Source organism: Pseudomonas sp. 22189 (genome assembly GCF_052045635.1).
Lineage (GTDB): Bacteria > Pseudomonadota > Gammaproteobacteria > Pseudomonadales > Pseudomonadaceae > Aquipseudomonas > Aquipseudomonas parakoreensis.
Map to the genome: position 1 here is coordinate 164252 of NZ_JBQEPG010000013.1, position 19248 is coordinate 183499.

General features: G+C 61.4%; 15 protein-coding genes. 6 read left to right on the forward strand and 9 right to left on the reverse strand.

The features are described from left to right. Positions 1-148: 148 nt before the first annotated feature. On the forward strand, positions 149-1081 hold the full coding sequence (locus ACTJKS_RS16445) for a DMT family transporter (protein ID WP_108181989.1): 933 nt from the start codon (positions 149-151) through the stop codon (positions 1079-1081). Here the strand turns inward: ACTJKS_RS16445 and ACTJKS_RS16450 are convergent. Next, on the reverse strand, positions 1026-2207 hold the full coding sequence (locus ACTJKS_RS16450) for an MFS transporter (protein WP_262948078.1): 1182 nt from the start codon (positions 2205-2207) through the stop codon (positions 1026-1028). The genes ACTJKS_RS16445 and ACTJKS_RS16450 overlap by 56 nt on opposite strands. 104 nt (positions 2208-2311) lie before the next feature. On the opposite strand from ACTJKS_RS16450, the gene ptrR reads away from it, so the two are divergent. Both ptrR and ACTJKS_RS16460 read left to right on the forward strand, forming a co-directional pair. Continuing rightward, positions 2312-3205: a putrescine utilization regulator PtrR gene (gene ptrR / locus ACTJKS_RS16455; RefSeq protein ID WP_198759109.1), complete on the forward strand. Its 894-nt coding sequence runs from the start codon at positions 2312-2314 to the stop codon at positions 3203-3205. A 142-nt stretch (positions 3206-3347) separates the two neighbouring features. Next, a complete protein-coding gene (locus ACTJKS_RS16460) occupies positions 3348-3476 on the forward strand; it encodes a PA1414 family protein (protein ID WP_003184145.1) in 129 nt (42 codons plus the stop codon). A gap of 120 nt (positions 3477-3596) precedes the next feature. On the opposite strand, the gene ACTJKS_RS16465 is transcribed toward ACTJKS_RS16460, so the two are convergent. The 5 genes from ACTJKS_RS16465 to speB form a co-directional block, all read right to left on the reverse strand. After that, positions 3597-4322, reverse strand: coding sequence for an MBL fold metallo-hydrolase (locus ACTJKS_RS16465; RefSeq protein WP_108181992.1), 726 nt, complete (start codon positions 4320-4322; stop codon positions 3597-3599). 84 nt (positions 4323-4406) lie between these two features. Then, positions 4407-5786, reverse strand: a complete 1380-nt coding sequence (locus ACTJKS_RS16470) for a sodium:solute symporter (RefSeq protein WP_041070225.1) — start codon at positions 5784-5786, stop codon at positions 4407-4409. Positions 5787-5919: 133 nt separating this feature from the next. Continuing rightward, complete coding sequence (locus tag ACTJKS_RS16475; RefSeq protein WP_262948077.1) at positions 5920-7422, reverse strand: purine-cytosine permease family protein; 1503 nt, start codon at positions 7420-7422, stop codon at positions 5920-5922. Between the two features lie 54 nt (positions 7423-7476). After that, positions 7477-7899 (reverse strand): YybH family protein, encoded by a 423-nt coding sequence (locus ACTJKS_RS16480; protein WP_108181994.1) that lies wholly within the window; start codon positions 7897-7899, stop codon positions 7477-7479. A 10-nt stretch (positions 7900-7909) separates the two neighbouring features. After that, a complete protein-coding gene (gene speB, locus ACTJKS_RS16485) occupies positions 7910-8860 on the reverse strand; it encodes an agmatinase (RefSeq protein WP_003222717.1) in 951 nt (316 codons plus the stop codon). 323 nt (positions 8861-9183) lie between these two features. Here speB and ACTJKS_RS16490 point away from each other — a divergent pair, with 323 nt between their 5' ends. Both ACTJKS_RS16490 and ACTJKS_RS16495 read left to right on the forward strand, forming a co-directional pair. Continuing rightward, entirely contained in the window at positions 9184-10077 is an 894-nt protein-coding gene (locus tag ACTJKS_RS16490; RefSeq protein WP_041070221.1) for a LysR family transcriptional regulator, read from the forward strand. A gap of 5 nt (positions 10078-10082) precedes the next feature. Then, on the forward strand, positions 10083-10679 hold the full coding sequence (locus ACTJKS_RS16495; RefSeq protein ID WP_086791944.1) for a tRNA-uridine aminocarboxypropyltransferase: 597 nt from the start codon (positions 10083-10085) through the stop codon (positions 10677-10679). Between the two features lie 144 nt (positions 10680-10823). On the opposite strand, the gene ACTJKS_RS16500 is transcribed toward ACTJKS_RS16495, so the two are convergent. The 3 genes from ACTJKS_RS16500 to ACTJKS_RS16510 all read right to left on the reverse strand — a co-directional run bounded on the left by ACTJKS_RS16500 (position 10824) and on the right by ACTJKS_RS16510 (position 16041). Further along, the gene (locus ACTJKS_RS16500; protein WP_145593293.1) at positions 10824-12185 is read right to left on the reverse strand and encodes an HlyD family type I secretion periplasmic adaptor subunit; all 1362 of its coding nucleotides are present in this window, start codon (positions 12183-12185) and stop codon (positions 10824-10826) included. A gap of 195 nt (positions 12186-12380) precedes the next feature. Further along, positions 12381-14543, reverse strand: a complete 2163-nt coding sequence (locus ACTJKS_RS16505) for a type I secretion system permease/ATPase (protein WP_262948075.1) — start codon at positions 14541-14543, stop codon at positions 12381-12383. 139 nt (positions 14544-14682) lie between these two features. Beyond that, positions 14683-16041, reverse strand: coding sequence for a TolC family outer membrane protein (locus ACTJKS_RS16510; protein WP_145593291.1), 1359 nt, complete (start codon positions 16039-16041; stop codon positions 14683-14685). Positions 16042-16573: 532 nt separating this feature from the next. On the opposite strand from ACTJKS_RS16510, the gene ACTJKS_RS16515 reads away from it, so the two are divergent. Next, positions 16574-19248 (forward strand): retention module-containing protein (locus ACTJKS_RS16515; RefSeq protein ID WP_440828898.1); only part of this gene is annotated, 2675 nt, incomplete at its 3' end.

Consider the following 19248-nt stretch of genomic DNA (forward strand, 5'->3'; position numbering starts at 1 on the left):
GCGCAGCCGACAGGCATACACCGCTGACGTTACTGACTCAGACAAAGTCTTTTTCAGACGGCTTTTTTTGCCCGACTGATTGATAATCCCCGACACAGATTTTCGACCAGTGGACGGCTGCCATGTTGTGTGTTTTCGAGGTGTTGCGGTGAGTGTCGAGCGGCGCAATGCCGACGGGTTTGCCTTGCAGGTGATGATCGGCCTCTGCCTGATCTGGGGCGTGCAGCAAGTGATGATCAAGTGGGCCGCGCCGGACATCGCGCCGGTGATGCAAGCCGCCGGGCGCTCGGGTATTTCTGCGCTGCTGGTGGGCCTGCTGCTGTGCTGGAAGGGCGGTTGGGATCAGGTGAGCAACACCTGGCGCGGCGGACTGCTGGCCGGTGCGTTGTTCGGTCTGGAGTTCTTCTTCATCGCCGAAGGTCTGCAGCTGACCACCGCCGCGCACATGTCGGTGTTCCTCTACACCGCGCCGATTTTCACCGCGCTGGGCGTGCATTTCCTGTTGGCCAGCGAGCGCCTGCGCCCGCTGCAGTGGCTGGGGATTCTGCTAGCGTTCGTCGGCATCGCGATAGCCTTCGCCGGCGGCGTGTCGTGGGACAACCTCGACCGGCGCATGCTGCTGGGCGATGCGTTCGGGGTCATTGCCGGCGCCTGCTGGGGCGCGACCACCGTGGTGGTGCGCGCCTCGCGTCTGTCAGAGGCGCCAGTGACGTTGACCCTGTTCTATCAGTTGATCGTCGGCTTCGCTGGACTGTTGTTGATCGCGTTGTTCAGCGGCCAGATCAGCCACGTCAGCCTGACCCCCGTGGCGGTGGCCAGCGTGTTGTTTCAGGGTCTGGTGGTGTCGTTTTTCAGTTACCTGACCTGGTTCTGGCTGCTGCGCCGCTATCTGGCGGCCAATCTGGCGGTGTTTTCGTTCATGACGCCGCTGTTCGGCGTCACCTTCGGCGTGCTACTGCTCGGTGAAGAATTGAGCGTGAACTTCGTCATCGGCGCGGTACTGGTGTTGCTGGGCATCACTTTTGTCAGCGCTGAGCAGTGGGTGCGTCGGCGTTTGCGCCAAGCCCTCGGCCAGCGCTGACTGACTGCAAGGCCAGCCCACCGGCAATCAGCAGACCGCTGCCGGCGATCACCAGCGCCGGTTGCAAGCCGCCGCTGAAATGGCTGCTCAGCGCCGCCAGCAGCGGGCCGCTGAGCTGGCCGACGGCAAAGCACGCCGTCAGCAGCCCGGCGTTGCGCTGGGTGCTGTGCGGCGCCAGTTCCCGCGAGCGTTGCATCACCAGTTGCATGCAAGCGAGGAACGGCATGCCGCACAACATCACCCCCAGCGCTAGGCCATAACCGCTGCCCAACAGACAGGCAAAGACCCCGAGCGCTTGCAACCACAGGGTGGCGGTCAGCCAGTGCCGTGTGGTGTTCGGGTCGTGGCGTCGCAGGCTCACCAGCAATACGCCGATGGCCGCGCCGAGGCCGAAGCACGGCCAGAACAGATCGGCCTGCCATTGCCCGTGAAACTGCGCGTTGGCCATTTGCGAAAGGAATGTGGCCGGGATGATGTAACCCACGCCATACAGCGCATACACCACTGCCAGTCGCGGGATGCCGCGATTCGAATGATTGACGTTGAGCGTGGCGACCGGCGTGTGCACGCCCGGTTGCGGCAGGATTCGCACGATCGCCAGCAGCATCAGCAACGCCACGCCGGCATAGATCAGCCACAAGGTGGCAGATGTCTGGTTCAGCAGATGTGAGAACAGTGCCAGCAACCCGGTCAGAAAAATTCCCAGTCCGGGGCCGGCAAATACCAGCGCACCCAGCCGTGGCCGACCTGCCGCCGCTGCCAAGGGCTGACTCAGCGCCGTAATCATCACCAGCACCCAGGCACTCGCCACTCCGGTGCCGAAGCGCAGCAGCAAATGCGCCCAGAAACCGTTGGCCCAGAACGATGCCAGCGTCAGCACCACGCACAGCCACAATCCACCGTGCAGACGCCGCTGCACTTGCTGCGGACGATGGGCGAACATCGCATCCACCGCGCCCAACAGATAGCCGAGGTAGTTGGCCGCGGCAATCAGACCGGCGGCCGTCAGATCGATCTGGCCTTCGCTGAGCAGGTGCGGCAGTTGCGGGGTGAGGGCGAAACGCCCGATGCCCATGGCCATCATCAGGGCGATGAAACAGGCGGATAAGCGAATCAGTGGCGACATGGTCAGGATTCCTTTGGAGGAGCAATGACCGTCAGGCTAGAACCGATTGACTTTCTTTAAAATTGAATAATAGTGAGAAACTTGTTCTGTTATGGAGAAGGTTTGTGGAGTTCAGCCAATTGCGGATCTTTCAGGCAGTGGCCGAGGAAGGTTCGATCACCCGCGCCGCCGAGCGTCTGCACCGGGTGCCGTCCAACCTGTCGACCCGGCTCAAACAGCTGGAAGAGCAATTGGGCGTCGAACTTTTCGTTCGTGAGCGTCAGCGTTTGCAGTTGTCCCCTGCGGGAAAAGTCCTGCTGGACTACACCGGCAAGCTGTTTGCCCTGCGCGATCAGGCCAGTGCGGCAGTGATGGGCGGGCAACCGGCCGGGGATTTTGTCCTCGGCACGCTGTACAGCACCGCGGCGATCCATTTGCCGGCGCTGTTGGCGCGTTATCACAAGCAATACCCGGCGGTGAACCTGCAAGTGCAATCCGGGCCCAGCGGCGAGTTACTCGAAGGCCTCGTCTCCGGGCGTCTTGATGCGGCGCTGGTGGACGGTCCGCCGCAATTGGCCGGGATCGACGGCGTGCCGCTGTGTGAGGAGCGTCTGGTGCTGATCAGCGAGGCCGATCATCCGCCGATCCGCAGCGCCAAGGACGTCGAGGGCAGGGCGGTGTTTACCTTCCGCCATGGCTGCGCCTACCGCGCCCGGCTGGAAGCGTGGTTTGTCCACTATCAGGCGGCGATGGGCCGGGCGATGGAGATCGAGTCCTATCAGGGCATGCTTGCCTGCGTGATTGCCGGCAGCGGTGTGGCGCTGATGTCGGAGTCGATGCTCGCCAGTCTGCCGGGGCGTGAAAGCGTCGCGGTGCACCCGTTGGTCGAGCCGTTCGCCAGTGCGACAACGTGGCTCATGTGGCGCAAGGGCATGGTCGGGGCCAACCTCAATGCCTGGATTGAGCAGCAGCAAGCTCTCTATCCCGTGGCATCGAGTGAACCCCGGCGCACGGCGTGAACCAACCAATCGTAATTCTGTTCAATTCAGTAACAGATCATTGCGGATTTGGCCGAGCATTGCGTAGGACTTCGGACTATTATCAGTGCGAAGCGGCCTCAGAATTCCGGCCGCTCAGCACTACCCTGAAGGGGGCATGACGATGAAAGAGAAAATTCAGAACTGGCTGCACGATTTGGGTGTAGCCCTCGGCTTGATCGAACCGCCTCTGCAACCCGTACCGATCCGCACCGATGACGAACAGCGCCGGCGTCAGCCTCGCCGGCGGTAGTGCTCAAATAAAAGATCAAAAGATCGCAGCCTTCGCCAGCTCCTACAGGGAATGTGTTTCCTGTAGGAGCTGCCGAAGGCTGCGATCTTTTGCTTTGTGGTGGAGCTCAAACTTCAGGCCTCAAGCGTGCCCGCGCAGCCATTGGTCAATCATCGAACGTAAATGCCCGCCGGAAAAACTGCCGAAATGCCCGCCATGCACGGTGCGGATCGGCAGCACCTGCAAGCGCCGCAGGCTGGCGGCGTAATCCTCCAGATTGGAGTGGTAGGCGTCTTCGATCAGCGGCCCGTCGTAGATGATGTCGCCGCTGAACAAGGTTTCGGTCGCCGCTTCATACAGGCTGATGCCGCCCGGTGAATGCCCCGGCGTGTGCAGCACCTGCAAGGTGCGATTGCCCAGATCCAGCACATCGCCATCCTCGACAAACCCGGTGGCCGGCGCGGCCTTCACCCGGTATTCGGCGTAGCACAGCGGACAGTCCGGATGCGCCTCGAACATGTCGTCGCCGACAAAGGCCCGGCTCAAATCGTTCTCGCCGTCCGGCGCGGCGAGGATGTCAGCTTCGGCGCGATGCACCAGGCGCTCGGCGAATTCGTGATGCCCGGCGATGTGGTCGAAATGGCAGTGGCTGGCGACGGCCACCAGCGGCCGTTCAGTCAGCCAGGGCAACTGTTCGCGCAGGCTGACCAGTCCCGAACCGCTGTCGAGCAGCAGATCCCTGTCGCGGCCCTGGATGTGCCAGAGGTTGCAGCGGTAGAACGGGCGAATATACGGCTCGTGAATCAGGCGAATGCCATCGCTCAAATTCAGAACTTCGAACCACTGATCGCGCGAAACGATCTTCATAAACCATTTCTCCAGACGTAAAAAAACGGGTGTGGCAACCGACGCCACACCCGTCGAAGAAAGCATCAAGTCGTTACGTAAAGCTTAGATCGCACTCGCCACCGTCGCCGGGCGAGGGGAGACCAGGCTGACCACCACAAAACTCACCAGGCCCACAGCCAGGCTGTAGTAGATCGGCGTGTTCGCATCCAGACCGTCCTTGAACATGAACAGCAGCGCGGTGGCGAAACCCAGGCCCATGCTGGCGATGGCGCCGGCGGTGGTCGCACGTTTCCAGAAGATCGCGCCAATCAGCGGAATCAGCATGCCGCCGACCAGCAGGTTGTAGGCCAGGGTCAGGGCGCTGATCACGTCATTCACCACCAGCGCAATCCCCAGCACCACGACACCGGTCAGCAACGTGAACAGGCGGTTGACGCCCAAGCTCGACTGTTTGCCGCCGCGCAGTTTCGGCAGCAGGTCTTCGGTCAGGGTGGTGGCCGCGGCGAGCAGGCCGGCGCTGGCGGTGGACATCATCGCCGCCAGTGCCGCAGCGATCACCAGACCACGGATGCCGTCCGGCAGCGACAGTTTGACGATGGCGGCGAAGGCGTTGTTGACGTTGTCCAGATCCGGGATCAGCACATGCGCAGCCATGCCGATCAGCGCGCAGGCCAGCCCGTAAAGGATGCAGTAGATACCGGCGATGCTGCCGGCGTACTGCGCGACTTTGGCGGTCTTGACGGTGAACACCCGTTGCCAGATGTCCTGACCGATCAGGATGCCGAAGAAGTAGATCATGAAGTAGGTGATGATCGTGTCCCAGCCGATGGTGGTGAAGTTGAACGCCGCTGCCGGCAGCTTCAGCACCAGTTCGTCCCAGCCACCGACGCGGTACAGGCAGATCGGCAACAGGATGAACATCAGGCCCACGGTCTTGATGATGAACTGGACGATGTCGGTCAGGGTCAGCGACCACATGCCGCCGATCGCCGAGTAGATCACCACCACGCCACCGCCGAGCAATACCGAGATCCAGAAGGGCAGGCCGAACAGCACTTGCAGCACGGTGCCGATGGCGAGGATCGAGGTCACGCCGATCATCAGCGCGTAGGCCAGCATGATCGCCGCGCTCGCCGAGCGGGCCATCGGGTTGTAGCGTTTTTCCAGGACTTGGGTAACGGTGTAGATCTTCAGTTTCAACAGCGGTTTGGCGAGGAACAGGTTCAGCGCGACGATGCCGCAACCCAGTGCCGCGCACAGCCAGAAACCGGAGATCCCGTGCACGTAACCCAAGCGCACGGTGCCGACGGTGGACGCGCCACCGAGCACGGTCGCGGCCATGGTGCCCATGTACAGGCTCGGGCCCAGGTTACGCCCGGCAACGAGAAAGTCCTCGTTGGTCTTGGCCTTGCGCATGCCGTAGTAGCCGAGCAACAGCATGCCGGCGGCGTAGATGAGGACGACGAATAAATCCAAAGCCATGATGGCGTGTCTCCGATTGTCTTTTTTATGGTGAAACAAATTTGGTTCGGGGTGCTGCTCACTGTGGGAGCGAGCCTGCTCGCGAAGGCGTAGGCACATTCAACAAAGAAGTGACTGACAGATTGCTTTNGCGTCAGGCGGCCTGACGCAGTTCAGGTTTTACTGCGGCTTCACGCCGCGCATCCTGCGGCCCGAACACCTCGCGCGGTTCCGGGAACAGGCTCAGCAGCGTCAGATACACCATCGACGCCAGACCCAGCGTCACCGGCAGGCTGATGTCGATGCCGCCGGCCATCTCGCCCAGCGGGCCGACGAACTGCCCCGGCAGGTTGACGAAGCACAGGCCGACCGCCGCGCTCGGGATCCATGCACCCAGGCCACGCCAGTTCCAGCCGTGGTTGAACCAGTAGCGTCCGCCTTGCTCGCCGCGAGTGAACACTTGCAGGTCATCCGGGCAGTAGAAGCCGCGACGCACCAGCAGGCCGATAATCATGATCACCATCCACGGAGTAGTGCAGGTGATGATCAGCACGGCGAAGGTCGACACGCTCTGCACCAGGTTCGCCGCAAAGCGCCCGATGAAAATGAAGGCAATCGACAGCACGCCAATCAGCAGCGTCGCCTTGACCCGCGACAGCACCCGTGGAAATACGCTGGACATGTCCAGCCCGGTGCCATACAGCGAGGTGGTGCCGGTGGACATACCGCCGATCACCGCAATCAGGCACACCGGCAGGAAGAACCAGCTCGGCGATACCGTCAGCAGACCACCCACATAATTGTTCGCCGCGATGTAGTCCGGCGCCTTGATCGCGACGATGGTCGCGGTGCTCAGGCCGAACAGGAACGGAATGAACGTGGCGATCTGCGACAGCACCACGGCGGCCATGATTCGCTGCTTGGAGGTGTCACGCGGGATGTAGCGCGACCAGTCGCCGAGGAACGCACCGAACGAGATCGGGTTGCTCATCGCCACCAGCGCCGCGCCGATGAACGCCGCCCAGAAGCCCGGTTGCCCGAGGTTCACCGTACCGGCGTAGTTGACATCGAAAGGACCGGCGAAGGCGAACATGCCCAGCAGGAACAACAGACTGGCGCTCCACACCGCGATCTTGTTCACCCACAGCAGAAAGCGGAAGCCGTAGATGCACACGGTCAGCACCAGAATCGCGAACAGACCGTAGGCCAGGCCCAGGGTCAGGTCGGTTTCCGGCAGACCGATCAGGCGTTTCGCCCCGCCGATCAATGCATCGCCCGAACTCCACACCGAGAGCGAGAAAAACGCGATGGCGGTCAACAGCGACAGGAACGAACCGACGATCCGCCCGTGCACGCCGAAGTGGGCGCCGGAGGACACGGCATTGTTGGTGCCGTTGATCGGGCCGAACAGGCCCATCGGTGCGAGGATCAGCGAGCCGAGCAGCACGCCCAGCACAATCGCCCAGACACCGGCCTGAAACGACAGGCCGAACAGTACCGGGAAACTGCCGAGCACGGCGGTGGCAAAGGTATTGGAACCACCGAAGATCATCCGGAACAAGTCCGTCGGGCCTGCGGTGCGTTCGTGGTCCGGGATCTGTTCGACCCCGTGGGTTTCAATTTGCGTAAGGCTTTGGTCGTTGTTGTTGTTATTCATGATCTGCTCCGATCATAAAGGCGCGCTCATCGTGCGTGAGCGTCACCTGTTTGGCTAAGGGGATGGCAGCCCTTCCGGCATTGCGGACAAATGTTCGTGGCAGGCCAGCCAATGGCCTTGTTGTTCTAGGCTCGACGTTTGTTTGCGGAAAACAATCGTCTCGCGCTCCTGGCTGAAATGTTGCTCCCCTTGCATGCGCAGCTCGGTGGCCACGTCATGGATAAACACCGCCACGTCACCTTGCAGGCTGACGAAGGCGTTGCTCGAAGTGCACGACAGCACTTCAAAGCCATCCTCGGCGCGCCAGGTGTCCCACAACGCCTGATAGGCATCGCGCGACAGCAGCGGCTGTTCGAGGGTGTAAAACACGAAGCTTGCGTCGGCGCTGAACGCGCCGAAATAAGCTTCGCGATCGTTACGCGCGAAGGCGGACACCAGATCGGCAGCCGCTTTCAACACCTGATCACGTTCGTTCATGGCCGAACCCTCAGCGGTGGACCACGCCAGGCAGTACGCAGAGCATTTCGTACAGCAGGTTGGCGGCCAGCAGCGAGGTGTTGCCGGTGGTGTCGTAAGCGGGCGAGACTTCTACCAGATCGCAGCCGATCAGGTCGAGGCCCTGGCAGCCGCGAACGATTTCAATCGCCTGAATGGTCGTCAGACCCCCGATTTCCGGGGTGCCGGTACCTGGCGCCCAGGCCGGGTCGATGCCGTCGATGTCGAAGCTCAGGTACACCGGGCCGCCGCCGACTTTCTCGCGCACTTCGGCCATCAGCGGCGCCAGCGACTTGTGCCAGCACTCTTCGGCTTGTACGACGCGGAAGCCCTGATCGCGGCTCCAGTTGAAGTCGTCAGCGGTGTAACCCTGCGCGCGCAAACCAATCTGCACCACGCGGTCGCAGTCCAGAAGACCTTCTTCGACGGCGCGACGGAAGGTCGTGCCGTGGGCGATCTTCTCGCCGAACATGTGATCGTTGACGTCAGCGTGGGCATCGATGTGCACCAGACCGACCTTGCCGTGCTTCTTGTGAATCGCCCGCAGGATCGGCAGGGTGATGGTGTGGTCGCCACCCAGGGTCATCGGGATCACGTTGTGCTCGAGGATGTTGTCGTAGGCCTCTTCGATGATGCGCACGGCGTCGAGCAGGTTGAAGGTGTTGATCGCCACGTCACCGATGTCGGCGACCGACAGCGAGTCGAACGGCGCGGCGCCGGTGGCCATGTTGTACGGGCGGATCATCACCGATTCGGTGCGGATGTCGCGCGGCCCGAAGCGGGTGCCGGGGCGCAGCGAAGTACCGATGTCCAGGGGCACGCCAACGAAGGCAGCGTCCAGGCCGGCAGCGGTCGGTACATGGGGGAGTCGGAGCATGGTGGCGATGCCGCCGAAGCGCGGCATTTCGTTGCCGCCCAGTGGTTGGTGAAGAATCTTGTCCACGGGTAGGGCCTCATCGTCTTTGTTTTATTTATGTCGGCGCACCGTCGAGCACAGGTTCGGACGCCGCTGTGGGGCCGATTCTGCGAAATGTAGTGCGGGGGAAGAATCGCTACGGGCAAAAACTTAGTTCAGATTTTTCTAAACTAATGGCGATGCCCGAGCTAGACTTCTCCCGCTGCCGAATCACCCTGTAGGAGCTGCCGCAGGCTGCGATCTTTTGATTTTCGGCGCCTTCAAAGCTGCCAGAAATCAAGATCAAAAGATCGCAGCCTGCGGCAGCTCCTACAGGGATCGGCGAGTTCAAATGGTTTGTGGAGTACCTGATGGCCAACGCTTTACCCGACCTGAAACTATTGCGCATCTTCGTCAGCGTGGTCCGGCATCAGGGTTTCGCCAACGCGCAACAGGAGCTCAACCTGTCGACCTCGGCGATCAGCACCTATATGAGCCAGCTCGAAGCGGCGCTTGGTCTGGTGTTGTGTCATCGCGGACGGGGCGGGTTCAGCCTGACCAGCAAGGGCGAGCTGTTCCATCAGGAAACCCTGCGCCTGCTGGCCGAACTTGAAGGTTTCGAGCAATACGCTGCTGCACTCAAGGGCGAACTGCGCGGTACGCTCAATCTCGGGGTGATCGACTCCACCGTCAGCGACAAGGCCTTGCCGTTCGCCGAAGCCATCGGCGCTTATAGCCAGGAGCACCCGGCGGTGCATTTGCACTTGTCGGTGATGAGCCCCTACGAACTGCAACTCGGTGTGCAGGACAACCGCCTCGATCTGGCCATCGGCGCGTTTTCCACGCGCATGAGCGGCCTGGTGTACATGCCGCTGTACCGCGAGCAGCACTGGCTGTATTGCAGCAGCCGCCATCCGTTGTTCCACGAGCGGCGGATTCCCGAGCAGGTCATCACCCAGCAACGCATGGTCGGCCGTGGTTATTGGAGTCAGGCGGAACTGGCGCGCCACGGTTTCAAACACAGCGCGGCGACCGTGGAAAGTATGGAGGCACAGCTGATTCTGGTGCTGTCCGGCGCCTACATCGGCTACCTGCCGGAGCACTACGCTCAGGCCTGGGCCGACAAAGGAGACTTGCGCGTGTTGCTGCCGGCGACCTTCGGTTATCAGGCGCCGTTTTCGATGATCATGCGCCGGGGCCGCAGCCGCGAACCGTTGATTCAGACCTTCCGTGATTTGCTCAAAGCACAGCTCAATCAGGCATAAGAACCATGTCCAGACCCCAATGTCCGCGCTGCCTGCGTCCACAAAGCCACTGCCTGTGCCCGCTGATCCCGAGCCTCGACAGCCGCACCCGCGTTCTGCTGTTGCAGCATCCGAGCGAGGTTAACCATGCGTTGAATACTGCGCGGTTGGCGGCGCTGGGTTTGGCCAATGCCGAGTTGATTGTCGGTGAGATATTCGAGGATCTGCCGGCGCTGCTCAATCGGCCGGGATATCAGGCGCGGTTGCTGTTTCCCGCTGACGATGCGCAGCCGCTGCAGGCTTACCGCGAATCCGATCAACCGTTGTTGCTGGTGGTGCCGGACGGCACCTGGCGCAAGGCACGCAAGATGCTTCATCTCAACCCGCTGCTGGCGGCGTTGCCGCGGGTGACGCTGGCGCAGGGTGGGGTATCGCGCTATCGGTTGCGCAAAGCGCCGGGGCCGGGGGCGTTGTCAACGATTGAGGCGATTGTGCAGGCGCTGGAAACTCTGGAAGCGCCGATGACGTTTGCGCCGTTGCTCAAGCCGTTCGAGGCGCTGATCGAGGGGCAGATTGCGGCGATGGGGGCGGAGGTTTTTCAGCGCAATCATGGCGACAGATAGTTGATGTCTGGGCTGGCCCCATCGCTGGCAAGCCAGCTCCCACAGTGTCCGTGTCGAACACAAAATCTGTGAGCACCTCAGAACCTGTGGGAGCTGGCTTGCCAGCGATGAGGCCAGTCAATTCACCACCAGATCCAGAAACTTCTACCGCTCGCGCATCGCCTCGGTCCGCGCTTTCAGCACCGGTTTAAGCAGGTAATCCAGCACACTTTTCTCCCCAGTAATAATGTCCACCGTCGCCACCATCCCCGGGATGATCAGCAGCGGTTTCACATCGCCGCCCAAGTGGTTTTTATCGGTGCGCACCTGAATCAGGTAGAAGCTGTTGCCCTTGTCATCGGTAATCGTGTCGGCACCGATCAGTTCCAGTTTTGCGCTCAGCCCGCCGTAGATCGTGTAGTCATAGGCACTGAACTTGACCATGGCTTTCTGGCCCGGATGGAGGAACGCGACGTCTTGCGGACGCACCTTGGCTTCGATCAGCAGGTTGTCCTCCAGTGGCACGATTTCGACCATGTCGCTGCCCGGCTGCACCACGCCGCCGATGGTGTTGACCTTGAGCTGCTTGATGACCCCGTGCACCGGCGAGGTCACGGTGGTGCGGCTGACGCGGTCGTCGATGGCGATGCTCGAGGCGGTGATTTTCGACAGGTCGGTGCGTTTCTGATTGAGGTCTTTGGCCGCGTCGGAGCGGAAGGTCTGTTCCGATTCGTCGATCTTGCTCTTGATCTCGTTGATCGCCGATTCCGCCCGAGGAATCGCCAGGGTCGTCGCATTCAGCGAACCGCGAATCTCCACCGCGCTGCGTTTGAGTCGCAGGATTTCCACTGGCGATACGGCGCCGGTGCCGACCAGAGGCGACGACATGTTCATCTCTTGTTGCAACAGCGCCAGGCTGGAACTGTACTGACCTTGCTTGGAACGAAACTCCGCCAGTTCCTGAGTTTTCTGCCGCAGCTGTTCAGTGAGGGTGCGTTGTTCGCTGGCCAGTCGACGCTGGCGCTGGTCGTACAACGCACGTTCGTCTTCGGCCACTTGTGGCGCCTTGCTGACGACTTCGTCCGAGAGTTTCATCGGCCGCCCTTCGGCTTCAGCCGACAAACGTTCGACCTGCGCCATCAACGCATAACGGTCGGCCTCGCTCTCGCCCTTGTTCGACAGAAAACGCGTGTCATCCAGGCGCAGCAACTTGTCGCCTTTGTTCACCATTTGCCCTTCACGCACGAAAATCTCGGTGACGATCCCGCCCTCGAGGTTCTGGATCACCTGGACCTTGCTCGACGGAATCGCCTTGCCTTCGCCCATGGTCACTTCTTCAAGCACCGCGAACTTGGCCCAGACCAGCGCACTGATCAACAGCGCCGCCGCCAGCCACACGGTGATCCGCGACCAGCGCGGCGAATCCTGCAGTGCAGCGCCGGCGGTTTCCGGCATGAACTCGGCTTCGGCGCTTTTGCCGAAACTGTCGAAGTAACCGCGTGATTTGCTATCTGAAGATGCAGACATGGGGCGATACCCCTCAGTTAAGAAACATCAAACCGCACAACCCATGCGTCGCCCGGAACACTTACTTGTGGTGAGGGGATTTATCCCCGATAGGGTGCGAAGCGCCCTCAGAGTCTTTGGGGCCGCTGCGCAGCCCATCGGGGATAAATCCCCTCGCCACAGGTTTTGTGAGAGCCATAAATTATGTTCACGCATCTAAACCGCCGCCGAGCCGACGCGGCCCTTGCGCAGTGCATCGATGACCGCTTCTTTCGGGCCGTCGGCGACGACCCGGCCGTTGTCCAGGACCAGCAGCCGGTCCACCAGGCTCAGCATCGAGGTGCGGTGGGTGACCAGCAGCAGCGTCTTGCCTTGCACCCAGCCGTGCAGCTTCTGGCGCAGCAGGTCTTCGCTGCTGTTGTCCATGGCGCTGGTGGGTTCGTCGAGCAGCATGATCGGCGGGTCGAGCAGCAGCGCCCGGGCCAGCAACACCGCTTGGCGCTGGCCACCGGAGAGCAGTTGTCCGCGCTCGCCCACCGGCCGGTCGAAACCTTGCGGATGCTGTCGCGCCAGTTCGGTAACGCCGGTCAGTTCAGCGACTTCGAGCATGCGCGAGTCGCTGATGTAGCGGGCGCCGAGGGTCAGGTTGTCGCGCAGGCTGCCGGCCAGCAGCGGCAGGTCGTGGGCGACGTAACCGATCTGCTGGCGCAGGTCGGCGACATCCAGTTGCCGCAGGTCGAGGCCGTCGAGCAGCAACTGGCCTTCCTCGGGTTCATAGAAACCCATCAACAGCCGCGCCAGGGTGCTTTTGCCCGAGCCGCTGCGACCGATGATGCCGATCCGCTCGCCGGGTTTCATGCTGAAGCTGACGTTGCTCAGCGCCGGTGCATTCTGACCGTTGTAGTGAAAGGTCACGCCACTGACGTCCAGCGCACCTTGTAGCTGTGTACGTTCCAGTGGCCGCTGCTTGCCGTCACGCTCCTGCGGCAGGCCCATCAGCGCATCGGTGCTTTTCATGGTCAGTTGCGCTTGCTGGTAGCGGGTGATCAGCCCGGCGATCTGCCCCAGCGGCGCAAGAACCCGGCTGCCGAGCATGTAGCTGGCGACCAGCGCACCGACGCTGAGGTTGCCGGCGATGATGCTGTAGACCCCGGCAACGATCGTCGCCATCCCCGAGAACTGTTGGATGAACAGTGTGCCGTTGGTCGCCAGCGCGGAGAGGTTGCGCGCATGGCTGTCGAGGCGGGTGAGGGCGCCGTGGGTGCTTTCCCATTTGTGCTGGCGCTCGCTTTCGGCGCTGCAGGCCTTGAGGGTTTCCAGGCCGCCGAGGGTTTCGATCAGCAGCGCCTGCCGCTCGGCGCCGAGGCTCAGGCTTTTCTGCACGGTGTCGCGCAGGCGCACCTGAATCGCCAGAGCAAAAATGATCGTGATCGGAAATGCCAGCAGTGGGATCACCACCAGCCAGCCGCCGAGCAGGCCGATCACCACCAGCATCAACACCACGAAGGGCAGGTCGATCAGGCTGGTCAGGGTCACCGCCGTGAGGAATTCGCGCAGGCCCTGAAAGTCATGAATGCTCTGGGCGAAACCGCCGATGGTCGCTGGCCGCGCCTTCATCGCCATGCCGGTGATGCGTTCAAATAAAGTCGCGGAAAGGATCACATCGGTTTTCTTCCCGGCGGTATCGAGCAAGTGCGCGCGCACCACCCGCAGCACCAGTTCGAAACCGGTGCCGATCAGCAGGCCGATCGCCAACACCCACAGGGTCGAGGTGGCCTGATTCGGTACCACGCGGTCGTAGGTCTGCATGACGAACAGCGGCACCATCAGGCCCAGCAGGTTGATCAGAAAACTGGCGAGGATCGCATCGCTGTACAGCCATTTCGACAGCTTCAGCGTGTCGCGAAACCAGGCATGCACCCGTGGCACCAGCGGTGAACGCAAGTCTTCGAGTTCGTGGCGCGGACGGGCGAACAAGGCCTGGCCGCTGTAGTGTTCGGCGAGTTCTTCGCGCTCGACCCATTGCTCGCCGCCATCGGCTTCGCTGGGCAGGATCAGCGCCTTGCCGTCATCGCCAAAACGCCGCAGGACGGCGGTGCGCCCATCCTTGAGCAGCAACAGGATCGGCAGATTCAGTGCAGAAATATCCTTCAGTTCACGCCGCAACAGGCGCGCCTGCAAACCGGCCCGGGCGGCTGCACGGGGCAGCAGGTCCAGGCTCAGGCGTTGCTTGTTCAGGGGCAGCCCGGCACTCAGGCTGGCGCGACTGACCGTCGCGCCGTGGAGCTTGCAGAGGATCAACAGACCGTCGAGTAACGGGTCATCGAAGCTCAGCCGCGGATCGATCCCGGTGTGTCCACCTTCGGCCATGCTGGTCATATTGATCGCCCCTGTTGAACGGACTCGACTATCGACACATCTCCCTGTAGGAGCTGCCGAAGGCTGCGATCTGTTGATCTTGATCTGCAAAAACAACATCAAAAGATCGCAGCCTTCGGCAGCTCCTACAGGGGTTACCTCATTTCAGCTCAGGCAGGCGCGCTTCGTTTTTGACTTCGGTCGCCGCAATGGCATCCGCCGGCAGCACCACCCGTTGCTTGCTCAGCAACTGGCCCATGTTCGCCAGCACGCGGTACATCGAGTATTCCTCGGTGTAGCGGATTTCGGTGTAGCGGCGGTTGGCGTTGTAGAGCTCGTTTTCACTGTCGAGCAAGTCGAGCAGGGTGCGTTGGCCGAGGCCGAACTGATCCTGATACGCCGCACGTACACGCTTGGTGGTCTCGGCGTATTCACGGGCGGTCGGGGTCTGTTTGTTCGCGTTGACCATGGCGTTCCACGCCAGGTGGATGTTCTCGTTCAACTGCCGCAGGGCGTTGTTACGAATGTCCATCGCCTGGTTGATCTGGTGCGCATCGGAGGCCAGACGGGCCTTGTCGCTGCCGCCACGGAACAGGTTGTAATTCATGATCACGCCGACGCGCCATTCGTTGTCGTGGCCTTCATCACCTTGCACGTTGTTGTTCGCACCCACCGCCGCCTCGGCGTCGAAACGCGGGTAGAACGGCGACTTGGCGACTTCGTACTGGCTCTCGGCCGACTGCACGTCCGCCTGCGCGGATTTCAGGTACGGGTTGTTCTCGACCATGCTCTGCTGGGCTTCCGGCAGGCTGGCAGGAACCTCGCCGCGAGTCGACGGTGGCGCTTCGAGTTCATCGGGCATGCGCCCGACCACGGCGTAGAAGTTCGATTCGGCGTCGGCCAGATCGACTTCGGCGGTGTCGAGGTTGTTTTGCGCCAGCGCCTTACGGGCGACCGATTGATCGGAGTCGGCGGTACTGCCGATGCCGCGCTGGGTGCGCAGGCCGATCTGATCATTCACGCGCAGGTGCGCTTGCAGGTTGTTCTTGGCCAGGGTCACCAATTCGCGCCGCTTGAGCACTTCGAGGTAGACCTCGATGGTGCGCAGCGCCAGATCCTGGGCGGTGCCTTGCGCGTAGTAGGCGCGCGAGTTGGACACGCCCTTGGTGCGCTCGACTTCATTGGCCGTGTTGAAGCCGTCGAAGATCATTTGTCGCAGTCGCAGTTCCGACTGGGTGTAATTGAGAATCTCGGTGTGGTGATTACCGAAAGCCCGGGTATTGGTGTTGTCGCTGTAGCCGCGCCCGTAGGCGGCATTCAAGTCGACGGACGGATAGAAGCCGCCCTTGGCCACTTTTACTTGCTCATCGGCCGACAGTTTGGCGTCCACACGCGAGGCGAGATCCGGGTGGGTGGCAATGGTGCTCTGAATTGCTTCGGTCAGGTTCATGGCCTGGGCTTGAGAAGTGCAAGCCATGGCCAGCAAAACCGCGCTGCAAAGGGGGGTTAAAACGCGCATGGGGTGCATCTCCCTGGTCCTGATGGTGTGTTACTGTCGCCAAATATTTGACGATAATTTAAGGTGTAAGCGTTTCACTCTTGTAACAACAGAGCTAAGAACATCCTGAAGCGTAGCTAAGAAAAAATTTTCATAAGGCTTATGCCGAAAAAAACTTATGCGCTTGGCCAAAATCGGCACATTGTTCAGGACGAAAGCCTTTGTTTATGCGCTTCAGGGAGCACGGAGAGGCTTGAGGAAAGTTCCATTCACTTTGCGACATACGGCGAAGTAATGCTGAAGGGGAGGGACGCGTAGCGGCAGATGGGTGACGGTTTTTTGTCACTCGGGTGATTCACCACCGTTACGTAGCGCTAGTGGGTTTGCGGCATCAATCAGGATTGCGCAGTGCTTGAAAGCACTGACCTTTCCTTGTTTGCGCTACCTGCGAAACGAACTGTCGAGGTGCGAGCGTCACCCCGGCAACCCGCTTGAGCCATGGGCGTGCTTCGCGAACCAGTGCCGACGGTGTTCGGCAGCGGAGGAGTTTCACATGGCAACGCTCATCGGGATCGTCACTAAAGTCATTGGTCAGGTTTTTGCTCAAGGCACCGACGGCACTCGCCGCGCTTTGGTCGAGGGCGACCGCTTGTTTGCCGGCGATCAAGTGATCACCGGCGCAGAAGGCGCTGTCGCCATTCATTTGCAAAATGGCCACGAACTGACCTTGGGTCGCGACAGCAGCATGACCCTTTCCGGGCAACTGCTGGCCAATCAGGCGGTGCATGTCGACTCCCCTGAAGCGCTGACGCCGAGCGAAGCACAGCTGACTGACGTCGAGCAGATTCAGAAAGCCATCGCTGCCGGCGAAGACCCGACCAAAGCCGCTGAAGCCACCGCTGCGGGCCCGAATGCGCCGACTGGCGTGCCGGGCGAGGCGGGCGGTGGTCACAGCTTTGTGTTGCTGACTGAAGTCGGTGGACGAGTGGATCCGGTCATCGGCTTCCCGACCGCCGGTTTCAATGGCATTCCCGAGTTTCCCGAAGAGCGGCATAACGCGGTGATCGACAATGGCAACAACACGCCGATCGTGCCGCCGCCGGTCAACAATCCGGTGACGCTCAGCGGCCTCGCGGTGCCGGGGGGCGAGCAGACCCTCAACGAAGCCAACCTGCCCGACGGCTCCTCCTCCAACCCCGGCGCGCTGACTCAGAGCGGCAGCTTCACGGTGTCGGCGCCGGACGGCTTGAGCAGTCTGAACATTGGCGGCATCAGCGTGATCAGTGGCGGCGTGGCGGCGGGTTTCCCGCAGTCGATCACCACGCAACTGGGCAACACCCTGACCATCACCGGTTACAACGCTGCGACCGGGGTCGTCAGTTACAGCTACACCCTCAACGGCAATGACGCCCATCCGGCCGGTGACGGCGCCAACAGCCTCAGCGAACATTTCACCGTGACTGCCGGTGACAGCAATGGCGACAGCGCCACCGGCTCGCTCGACGTCAACATCATCGACGACGTGCCCAGAGCGGTGAGCGACAGCAACGCCAATACCGCGTCGGAAACCCTGCTGACCCTTACCGGCAACGTGCTGACCAACGATGTGCAAGGTGCTGACCGCGTGCCCACCGGGCCTGTGACTGCGGGCACCTTCACCGGAACTTTCGGTACGCTGGTGTTGAATGCCAATGGCACGTACACCTACACCCTGAACACCAGCGACGCGGATTTCAAAGCGCTGCACGGTGGCGGTAACGGCACAGAGACGTTCACTTACACCATCACCGATTCTGACGGTGACACCAGCACCGCGAATCTGGTGCTGCAGATCCACAACAACGACGATCCGGTGGTCCTCAACGGTCTCGACGTCAACGGCGGCGAACTGACGGTCTACGAGAAAAACCTCAGCACCGGCAGCGCGCCGGACGCTAATGCACTGACTCAGAGCGGCACCTTCACCATCACTGCGCAAGACGGTGTAACGAGCCTGACCGTGGGCGGTATCGCCGTGGTTACCAATGGCGTAGCTGCAGGCTTCCCACAATCGGTCACTACTCCGTTGGGCAGCACGCTGACCATCACCGGTTTCAACGCAGCGACCGGTGTAGTGAGTTACAGCTACACGCTGGATCACAACGACGCCCACCCAACTGCCAACGGCGCCAACAACCTGCCCGAGCAGTTCGCCGTCACCGTCGTGGACGACAACGGCACGACTGCCAATGCAACCCTCGATGTGAACGTGATCGACGACCTGCCCAAAGCGGTGAACGATTCCAACGCCAACACCGCTTCGGAAACCAACCTTACGCTGACAGGCAACGTTCTGACCAACGACGTACAAGGCGCTGACCGCGTACCCACCGGCCCCGTCACTGCCGGTACGTTCACCGGCACCTATGGCACCCTGGAGCTGCACACCGACGGCACTTACACCTACACGCTCAACCCGACCGATGCCGACTTCAAGAATTTGCACGGCGGCGGCAATGGGACAGAGACGTTCACTTACACCATCACCGACTCGGACGGTGACACCAGCACCGCGAATCTGGTGCTGCAGATCCACAACAACGACGATCCGGTGCTGATCAATGGCTTGAACGCCGAGGGCGGCGAGCTGACTGTTTACGAAAAAAATCTCAGCACTGGCAGCGAGCCGGATTCCAACGCACTGACCCAAAGCGGCACCTTCACCATCACCGCTTTGGACGGCGTCACCACGCTGACTGTCGGCGGTATCGCTGTCGTCACTAACGGTGTGGCCGCCGGCTTCCCACAATCGGTGACCACGCCGCTCGGCAGCACACTGACCATCACAGGTTTCAACGCAGCGACCGGTGTGGTCAGCTACAGCTACACCCTCGACCACAACGACGCCCATCCAACCGCCAACGGCGCCAACAACCTGCCTGAACAATTTGCCGTCACCGTGGTGGACGACAACGGCACGACTGCCAATGCGACCCTCGATGTGAACATCATCGACGACCTGCCAAAAGCGGTGAACGATTCCAACGCCAACACCGCTTCGGAAACCCTGCTGACCCTGACAGGCAACGTGCTGACCAACGACGTACAAGGCGCCGACCGCGTACCCACCGGCCCGGTCACCGCCGGTACCTTCACCGGCACCTATGGCACCCTGGAGCTGCACACCGACGGCACTTACACCTACACGCTCAACCCGACCGATGCCGACTTCAAGAATCTGCACGGCGG

What these genes read in the sequence shown, in the direction of transcription:
- ACTJKS_RS16450 (WP_262948078.1), bottom strand. Translation starts at nt 2,207, where the DNA reads ATGTCGCCACTGATTCGCTTATCCGCCTGTTTCATCGCCCTGATGATG.
- ACTJKS_RS16460 (WP_003184145.1), top strand. Translation starts at nt 3,348, where the DNA reads ATGAAAGAGAAAATTCAGAACTGGCTGCACGATTTGGGTGTAGCCCTC.
- ACTJKS_RS16465 (WP_108181992.1), bottom strand. Translation starts at nt 4,322, where the DNA reads ATGAAGATCGTTTCGCGCGATCAGTGGTTCGAAGTTCTGAATTTGAGC.
- ACTJKS_RS16470 (WP_041070225.1), bottom strand. Translation starts at nt 5,786, where the DNA reads ATGGCTTTGGATTTATTCGTCGTCCTCATCTACGCCGCCGGCATGCTG.
- ACTJKS_RS16475 (WP_262948077.1), bottom strand. Translation starts at nt 7,422, where the DNA reads ATGAATAACAACAACAACGACCAAAGCCTTACGCAAATTGAAACCCAC.
- ACTJKS_RS16480 (WP_108181994.1), bottom strand. Translation starts at nt 7,899, where the DNA reads ATGAACGAACGTGATCAGGTGTTGAAAGCGGCTGCCGATCTGGTGTCC.
- ACTJKS_RS16490 (WP_041070221.1), top strand. Translation starts at nt 9,184, where the DNA reads ATGGCCAACGCTTTACCCGACCTGAAACTATTGCGCATCTTCGTCAGC.
- ACTJKS_RS16495 (WP_086791944.1), top strand. Translation starts at nt 10,083, where the DNA reads ATGTCCAGACCCCAATGTCCGCGCTGCCTGCGTCCACAAAGCCACTGC.
- ACTJKS_RS16500 (WP_145593293.1), bottom strand. Translation starts at nt 12,185, where the DNA reads ATGTCTGCATCTTCAGATAGCAAATCACGCGGTTACTTCGACAGTTTC.
- ACTJKS_RS16505 (WP_262948075.1), bottom strand. Translation starts at nt 14,543, where the DNA reads ATGACCAGCATGGCCGAAGGTGGACACACCGGGATCGATCCGCGGCTG.
- ACTJKS_RS16510 (WP_145593291.1), bottom strand. Translation starts at nt 16,041, where the DNA reads ATGCGCGTTTTAACCCCCCTTTGCAGCGCGGTTTTGCTGGCCATGGCT.